This is a genomic window from Bacillus sp. DHT2, assembly GCF_026241455.1.
GTDB classification, from domain to species: Bacteria; Bacillota; Bacilli; order Bacillales; family Bacillaceae_G; genus Bacillus_A; species Bacillus_A pseudomycoides.
In genome coordinates this window covers 1-8,118 of sequence record NZ_JAPHWH010000041.1, presented here as the reverse complement: position 1 = coordinate 8,118, position 8,118 = coordinate 1, and the positions used below count along the sequence as shown (strand labels likewise).

Genomic DNA, 8,118 nt, shown 5'->3' with positions numbered 1-8,118 from the left:
ATCTATTGATTCCTCCTTTTGTACAAAGATCTCCCCCATTAAAATGGTAAATCGTCGTCCGAAATATCAATTGGTTGACCTGAATTAGAGAATGGATCATCATTCTTTTTAAATCCAGAATTACTAGATTGATTAAATGAGTTCGAACCTTGATTACTAAAACTAGCTCCTACTGGCTGTTGATTAAATGAATCACGTTCTCCTCCACCACTATTACGTGGCTCTAAAAATTGTACGCTCTCTGCAACCACTTCTGTCACATATACGCGTTTCCCGTCTTGCCCCTCATAATTACGTGTCTGAAGACGACCATCTACACCAGCTAAACTACCTTTCTTTAGATAATTTGCTACATTCTCGGCTTGTTTACGCCAAATAACCACAGAAATAAAGTCAGCTTCTTTTTGCCCCTGGTTCATAAACGGTCTATTTACAGCTAACGTAAACGTCGCTACCGCAACACCATTTGGTGTGTAGCGCAAATCAGGATCCTTGGTAAGACGCCCAACTAAAATGACACGATTTAAAGACATATATTTATTTCCTCCCTTAATCCAATTTATTTTTTACGTTCACCAAACCATTCACACATAGCTTGACGGCTAATTATCCATTCTTTCCGCTTCCCTTCTGGGGGCAACGATTCTTTACTTTTGGAGCCACTCAAGAAAAATGTACTTAATAATCCCATTTTTATAGTTTTTTGTATTCGGTAAAGTGAAATTATTTAGATGTGATTTAAAAAAGCTCCTCTGGAAGGAGCCCATTATTTAACAAGATACTTCTGTCATTTCTCCTTTTTACTAAAATAACTCTTTTGTACAGTTTTTGATTTATTCAGCTTCTTCATAGTCAATACAAACTACATGATTTTCAATAACTTCAAATACATTTCCCTCTGGATGATCTGCATTAATATATAACACATTCTTGTTGTTATTATTTTTATGAATACGAAAGTTTTCTTTAATTATTTCTTGTGCTTCTTTAAAGTCTTTCGCTTCTAAAATAGTACCCCTTGATTCACCACTACTCAAATAAAAAGTTACTCTTATTTTAGTCATAGTTACTCTCCTAACCTTTCCATGTATTTTAAAATAACGATTTTCTTAGTTCCCTTTATTTTTTAGGTTCACCAAACCATTCATACATAGCTTGACGACTAATTATCCATTCTTTCCGCTTCCCTCCTGGTTGTAAAAAATACTTAATTAATCCTTCATCTAACATGCGTTGTAATTCTGCTACTTGTTTTTCGTTCATTCCAGAGGGACTAAACTTATGTTTTAGTGTTTCACGAGCAATTCCCCAATGGAATGACGCTTCACTAGGTGTCATGTACTTTTCAATCTCTTTCATGAATATCTCCTTTGTTGTTTTCCTTCTATGCTATACTGTTAAAGAAGGGAATGTGCTAGATTCCCTTCATCGTACGATACTCATTCAAATGCCCTTTGTTTGCTTTTTGCAACAGAGGGTTTTTATTTTTGATACTTAAATCTTGATTCTAAAATAGCTAAACGAATCAGTTTCACCTTAATTTCCTTACTTAGGGATAACCATTCTGGCGTATTGATTTTCATCCTTCATTCTCCTTTCCTTACACCATTTTAATTACGATTATATTTCCTTCTAATTCATTGACCTCCAAGTGATACGAAGTACCCGTTGCTTCTAATGCATTGCAAAACATTTGATAATACTTAAAATTGCTAAGATCGAAACCAATTTGCCCTTTTTTACGAAAATACTTTAAGTCTTGGATTACTTCCATTGATGCCTTTCTCATTGGAACCACTCCTTATCACTTATGCTCTTATAAGGTCATTATAACTTTATCGACACGCCCTTGCAAGGTCTAATTGTTAAATTTTCTGAATTTTATCTTTTTATTATGTAAAATAAGTTCGAATTTATATAAATTAATAAAGAATACTTCAAAATATCATTTAAGGCTTATAAACCCCTTTAAATAAGGTTTTAACTTGTCTGATACTTGTTGCGTTAGAGTCGATAATAAAACTCAATACAAAGTAATCTGAGAATCCATTTTTTAATAAGAACTTCATTTTTTTGAATAAAATAAAAAAGGAGCTGAATTTCGTCCTTTCAGCTCATCTATTAATTGCTTCCGTATGCATACACGATGGAAATTGAGAACAACCAAAAAACTTATTATCATTTTTCTTTGAATATCGAATGACTAATTGATTTTTACAAATCGGACATTTTCGTTCTCCTGGTTCAACTTGTTGATACACATCTTCTGCTTTTTGTTCTGGATTCACTTTATTGATTAATTTTTGAAGCTCAAAACGATCAATGAGTTTTACCTGACATGCTTTTGCTAATTCTTCGGCTTGTTTTGTATATGCATTATTGGTTACGATCCATGCCTCATCTGCCTTATAATAGGCTTTCCCTGCATATACTTCTTGCACAGCCCGAATCCCAACTCGATTCTTTACCCCATATCGTTTCGCCTGAATCACAATACGATTTTTCCCTTTTAATACGACGTCTACTCCGTAATCACAAGAGCGTTTTGTGACCTCTGGACGGTACCCTAGTTCTCGAAAAAGAGCTTTTAAGTACACTTCAAACTGATATCCGTCCATTTTATCAATGTACTGAATACCTGACTTTGCCATCATCTTCAATACTCTTTTCTCTTGGATAATTCGATGAACAAAAATATAAATACGAAAGAGAACATAAAAAATAAAAACATACATGAAAGCCTGTATCATGCTAGATACAGGCACAACTGGTATAAGTTGCCCGACTGGCAGATTAGACACTACGTTCCATCTCCTTTTTCTGTATTCGTACCGCTTGTTTCTTTTGCTGTCCCTGCGGTTGTATATGAGATTGTTGTTGTTTTTCTGTTGATTGTATGACCACCTTCAGTACATCATTCCAATCTTTTTCTTGGGAAGGAAGGTGCATTTGGACACGTGGATTAATCGTTAAAGCTCCTATCTTTTCTGTGAATTCTTTCCCCGCTTTATCATTATCTACTGCGAGGACAATACGATTCACGGGAAATCCTTCATCTTTTGCCTCTTTAAATGTACGTAAAACGGTTTTCATCTTCAGTCCATTCATACTGACTAACCTTGCATTTTGTAGTCGGTTTTGTTGTAACGTCCAATACGAAAGAAGGTCAATTGGGCTCTCAAAATAATAAATGGATGTTGGTTTTCCAACATCCACCATAAATCCCGTATGCGGTTTTCCATTCGGCAAAATTTGTTTAAAAGAACCTCGCTTATTTTCCATCTTAACCGTCCCTTGACGCTCCGCACCTACTACATTTCCTGTTCCACCTTGTTCCCGCCATTTAAACACCACATTCTTCTTTTTATCCTGTGCAATCAAGTCTTGACCAATCAACCAATTTACTAAACGAGCGTCAATCTTCCGTTCATCAGTTAAATAGTGCTTAATGGCTTGTTTATCCTGGACTTCTAAATGCCCTGGATAACGGAAGGGCTCATCTTGTTTTGGTTCTTCTTCCTTAGAAGATGTAAAAGTAGGATAATCACCAAGATTCACGTCTCGAACTGCTTCTTGAAAAGTCATACCATAGTACATTCTGGCAAAGCTAATCGCCCCGTATCCTTTCTCTCCTCGGCTATTCCATGCATACATATTGTCACGAATTAACAAGCTATCGTGCTCCGTATGTCGATAATAGTTTCCCTCTTTTTGAAATTTCTCCCCTTTAGCTTCTAAATACGACAACAAATCCACATCTTTTGCTTTCATGACTTCCTCCTCTGCCAGTCGATATGTCATGTTGGCACCTCCCCTTGTTGTGAATGGTTTCAAGAATAAAAAAAGAGAACTGTTTGTATCAGTTCTCTACATCATTTATTTTCCAAATAAGAATTTTAATCGTTTTTCTTGCGTGCTATAAGATAAACGAGCATCAAATTTCTTCCCATTATTTTTGGACTCAAACCCTTTGATTTGATCGGTCATATTCTTTTCTAATATTTTGATCACATTGTTACTACTAATTTTCTTTCCAGACACGACCCCTGGAATAATGAATTCACAAGTCTTCTTATACTGCTCACATAAGTAAGTTGATTTCCCTACAATCACTCGGCTCTTACAAAGCGGACATTTCCCTAATGTACGATCCTCAATTGTTGGAAAACGAAACTTTAGCCCCTCCTTATCCAAGTAAAGTGCCGCTGTAAATTCACCCTTTTCTCCTTTAAATCCTTGAATGAAGTCTGAACATTGCCCGGTCAAAATCTTTTTTAGTTGAGAAGGGGGAATCGCTTTTTCTTTGATTTTTGCTGGCAGCATGAACTTACAACCATTTTTATATTCTGTGCACCCAAAAAATGTTTTTCGATGAAGAATGTCCCCTTTCTTACAGTCTGGACACTTCCCAAGAGACAGCTCCTCTGTCGTTGGAAACTGGAACTGTACTTTGCCTTCTCGGAATACTAAATACGCTGAAAACTCTTTCTCACCGGATTTAAAGCCTTTTAACAGATCCGTTTTCTTACTTTCAAACAGCTTTTTTACTTGTGCTTCAGGAATCGCTTTCTCTTTAATTTTCTTCGGTATACGGATCTCACATTCTGGATAATTACTACATCCATAGAAGTTGCCCTTATGAAGGATTTTCCCCTTTTTACATGGGCAACGGCATACTTCAATTTGTTGATTCCAATTCAAAATCATTTCATCCGCTACTTTTTCTTCTGTTTCTCCAAGTTTTGCAACTGTTTCTTTTACAAATGTATTCGTATTTTCCACAAATTTACCGTATTGCATTTCCTTCTTTTCGATCATATGAATCATCCCTTCCATTTCAGCCGTATAAGCTGGATTTTTGATTTCATCTATCGGAAATTTTTCTACAAATGCACGACCAATTTTCGTAGTACGAATTTGGCCATTGGTAACTGTGATGTAATTTCTCGTTGCGAGTTTTGGAATAAAGGTTTCTTCTGTCGCAACCGTCCCAATCCGCTTTCCCTTCATTAACTCTTTTAAATGGTCATCATCTAATTTACGACCGGCGGTCTCCATAAACGTTAGAATGGAGCTCTCTGTATGGAATGCTGGTTTCTTTGTTTTTGACTGAATGAGGTCATGTTTTACGATTTGGAATGAGTCTCCTTCATATAGGAAAGGGATTTGAAAGCTTTCCACAGACCCTTCTTCTATGTCCTCGTGAAATACGCTTAAAAATCCCTTCTCTTGAAGAACTTTCTCTTTTGTACTGTATATAGTTTCATCTTGATCCATGAACTGTGCTTCACGCACCAAATAAACAGCCGGTGACATAAAGTTCCCTATAAATCGCTTTACAATCAAATCATATAATTGAATTTCTAATGGTTTTCTATTGGTCCCGTCATATGGTTTGGTTGTCGGGATGATGGCAAAGTGACTATCTACAAGTTCATCATTAAATGTGGTATGTTTCTCCGTTATGGTATGCATATCCACAAGTTGAATCAAATCTGCATAATTGGTAGACTGCAAAGCTTGGAATACCTCTTGTACTCTGCCTACCTTTTCCGTCGGTAAATGCCTGGATGACGAACGAGGATAGGAAATCCAACCTTCTTCATATAAACTCTGAATATGTTTTTTTGCGGTTTCTGCACTCACTTTCAATTTCGAATGCGCCTCTTTATACAAATCCGTTAGGTTATATAACAATTTTGGTTTCTTTTTTCTGGTACTCTCTTTAAACTCCGTTATGGTTAAAGCTGTACCGACTAGTTTTGTCCCAAGCTTTTGCAAAGGAGCTGGATCTAATAACTGATCTTCTGTCTTCATAACAGCTTCTAATCCATTCTCTGTGATGAGTTTTAGATTATAGTAGGTCTGTTCCTTATAATTTTCTATGGCTACCTCACGTTGCCAAATCTCATGTAACAGGCACATTTGCACACGACCCGTTGCTAATAAAAACTGATTTTTAGCAAGTTTCGTTGTACATCCTCTCGTCACATTAATTCCGAGAAGATAGTCTAGGTATTGCCTTGCTTTTGCGGAATTTGCAAGTCCGTCATAGTGTTCCCCTGGCTCTAATCGGTTCAGTCCTGCCTCTAATTCGGCTGGCTCATACGAAGCAAGCCAGAGGCGAGATTGTCGTTTATTTACGCCCGCATATTCATACATTTCACGATAAATCAACTCGCCTTCACGGTCTCCATCACAAGCGTTGACCACATGATCTACATCCTGACGTTGCAACAATTCTACTAAAGTATTGATTTGTTCGATATAATCTTGCTTCACTTTGTATTCCGGCTTTAACAAAAGGGGCAAGTGTTCGAATTTAAATTCTTTGTATTTCTCATCTATTTCTTCTGGATGCTTCAGCTCTAATAAATGACCGGAACACCAACTAATAATGTGCTGATGGTTCTCAAAGTATCCAAAATAAGGTTTACTCCCCATATGTTTCTCTGCATTTCTAAAACGTGGTGATTTCAATAATTCGTATGCAACTTTTGGCTTTTCCGCAATAAATAATGTTTTTCCCATTACCCATTCCTCCTCATGTATGTAACATCTTTAATTTTGACGCTTGATTCTCCGCATTTTGAAGCGTTTCATCACACATTGCCCCATCCATAAACAAATGTTCAATGCCACGACTACAAGCAACATACAGCCAGCAAATAGCCATGGATTCATGACATCTTTCTCCATTCCCAATCTTTCTGCAGAAAGACATACATTTGTTTTTTCTCTGACAGCGTTTCACGTACAAGCCGAATTTTTTCTTTTGGTAGGGTAATAAAAAGTAGTTCTTCTGCATCTTTTGTTTCTGCCCACACACCCGTATAATCGATATCTACAATCTCAACGATATTTACCATTCTTTTCTCTCCTTTCGTTGTTAAAAAGAAGAAGAGCACTGTTTCACAGTACTCTCCTCAACATATACCTATCTAGAATGCTCCATTTCTATTTCTTTTACCTGTTCTTTCTTTTTTACGTTTTTAAACTGATGAAAAAGCTGTGAAAATTTATTTGGTTTCTTTGGTTCTTCCTCCTTACTGAATTCTTTTTTACTACTTTTATCGTATTCTTGTTTTTCTTGATCTAAGGATTTTTCAATGCTGGACAACTTTTCCCGCTGGGAATCTGTTAGATTCATTCCTTTTAACTCCTGAAGGGCTTCCTTTTTCAACCGATATACTTCAGGATATGAATGCGTCTTCTCAAACTCTTTCATTTCTTTAACACGTTCTTCCCGACTTTTCGTATACCTTTCTTCTTGTTGTACTGGGCTATTATCCTGTTTTTCTTTTGATGAGGTTTGTTTATTTGGATCTGATCCCTTTTCATTATCAACTCCTAATAACATAAGCAATTCTGCCTGATATTGTTCCTTGTAACGTATCTCATCCTGAGAAGGAGCAATCTCTTCTAAAATTTGTTCCTTATACGACTCTTTATATGCCTCTTTTGGCATTGCTTTAGGCATCACCACATGATTTTTTTCATCTAATGGCTCTAGAGATGAGAAAGACTGTTCTACTTGATTTTCCATCTTTTGATTGGCTGTTTCATCCATTCTTTGCCGTTCAATCGCTCTTTGTTTTATCAAATTTTTTACCACATCAGACAACTGCTTCTCTCCTGTAAGTCGAAGAGAAGATTTCGACCAATTCTCACCATCTATTTCTTGTTCATATACTCTCACTTTCCCTGTATCATGATGAACATCAATTGTGATATCTCCTTGCCCCCAGTCCATTTCGCTTGTCACAGATGGAATTGCAAAACGAGCCACACCAGGCTCAACTCCTCTTTGTATTTCATGCATATTCCCTTCAGGGAACCTTTCTTTTTGTTTACCAGTCATCTTAATTGCTTGTTTATATAAGGCTTCTCTGGTTTCTTCTTGCTTCAGTTGTTCTTGTATATTCATTTTTCACTTCCTCCTTTATAATAAAAAATCACTTCTCGTTCTCAACGATAAGTGATGACATTGATTCTTTATTAAATTGTGTAAACAAGCCATTTATCGTCCTAATTCCACCTCTTGTTTCTTTTTCTTTGCAACATTTTGGAATTGCGTAAAGTTCGAGAATGGTTCATATTGTTTTTCCCGATCAACCA

General features: G+C 36.4%; 10 protein-coding genes and 1 pseudogene. All 11 read right to left on the bottom strand.

All coding sequences use genetic code 11. The features are described from left to right. Nucleotides 1–38: 38 nt before the first annotated feature. Nucleotides 39–533, bottom strand: a complete 495-nt coding sequence (gene ssb / locus ORL93_RS30400) for a single-stranded DNA-binding protein (RefSeq protein ID WP_265960300.1) — start codon at nt 531–533, stop codon at nt 39–41. A 26-nt stretch (nt 534–559) separates the two neighbouring features. Further along, nucleotides 560–649: pseudogene (locus ORL93_RS30395) on the bottom strand (DNA-binding protein); the annotation flags it as partial. Between the two features lie 184 nt (nt 650–833). After that, nucleotides 834–1,064, bottom strand: a complete 231-nt coding sequence (locus ORL93_RS30390) for a hypothetical protein (protein WP_265960299.1) — start codon at nt 1,062–1,064, stop codon at nt 834–836. Nucleotides 1,065–1,119: 55 nt separating this feature from the next. Further along, nucleotides 1,120–1,359, bottom strand: coding sequence for a helix-turn-helix domain-containing protein (locus tag ORL93_RS30385; RefSeq protein WP_018783539.1), 240 nt, complete (start codon nt 1,357–1,359; stop codon nt 1,120–1,122). A 241-nt stretch (nt 1,360–1,600) separates the two neighbouring features. Next, the gene (locus tag ORL93_RS30380) at nt 1,601–1,789 is read right to left on the bottom strand and encodes a hypothetical protein (RefSeq protein ID WP_097786700.1); all 189 of its coding nucleotides are present in this window, start codon (nt 1,787–1,789) and stop codon (nt 1,601–1,603) included. A 325-nt stretch (nt 1,790–2,114) separates the two neighbouring features. Continuing rightward, the gene (locus ORL93_RS30375; protein ID WP_373926188.1) at nt 2,115–2,801 is read right to left on the bottom strand and encodes a restriction endonuclease; all 687 of its coding nucleotides are present in this window, start codon (nt 2,799–2,801) and stop codon (nt 2,115–2,117) included. Continuing rightward, nucleotides 2,794–3,801, bottom strand: a complete 1,008-nt coding sequence (locus tag ORL93_RS30370; RefSeq protein ID WP_265960298.1) for a DUF3991 and toprim domain-containing protein — start codon at nt 3,799–3,801, stop codon at nt 2,794–2,796. The genes ORL93_RS30375 and ORL93_RS30370 overlap by 8 nt, the downstream gene beginning before the upstream one ends. 75 nt (nt 3,802–3,876) lie before the next feature. Further along, complete coding sequence (locus ORL93_RS30365) at nt 3,877–6,531, bottom strand: type IA DNA topoisomerase (protein ID WP_265960297.1); 2,655 nt, start codon at nt 6,529–6,531, stop codon at nt 3,877–3,879. A 13-nt stretch (nt 6,532–6,544) separates the two neighbouring features. Continuing rightward, on the bottom strand, nt 6,545–6,676 hold the full coding sequence (locus tag ORL93_RS30360) for a hypothetical protein (protein WP_006097017.1): 132 nt from the start codon (nt 6,674–6,676) through the stop codon (nt 6,545–6,547). 4 nt (nt 6,677–6,680) lie between these two features. Then, complete coding sequence (locus ORL93_RS30355; RefSeq protein ID WP_265960296.1) at nt 6,681–6,869, bottom strand: hypothetical protein; 189 nt, start codon at nt 6,867–6,869, stop codon at nt 6,681–6,683. Nucleotides 6,870–6,937: 68 nt separating this feature from the next. Next, nucleotides 6,938–7,927 carry a hypothetical protein gene (locus ORL93_RS30350; protein ID WP_265960295.1) on the bottom strand — a complete coding sequence of 330 codons (990 nt, stop codon included), beginning with the start codon at nt 7,925–7,927 and terminating at the stop codon, nt 6,938–6,940. Nucleotides 7,928–8,118 lie beyond the last annotated feature (191 nt).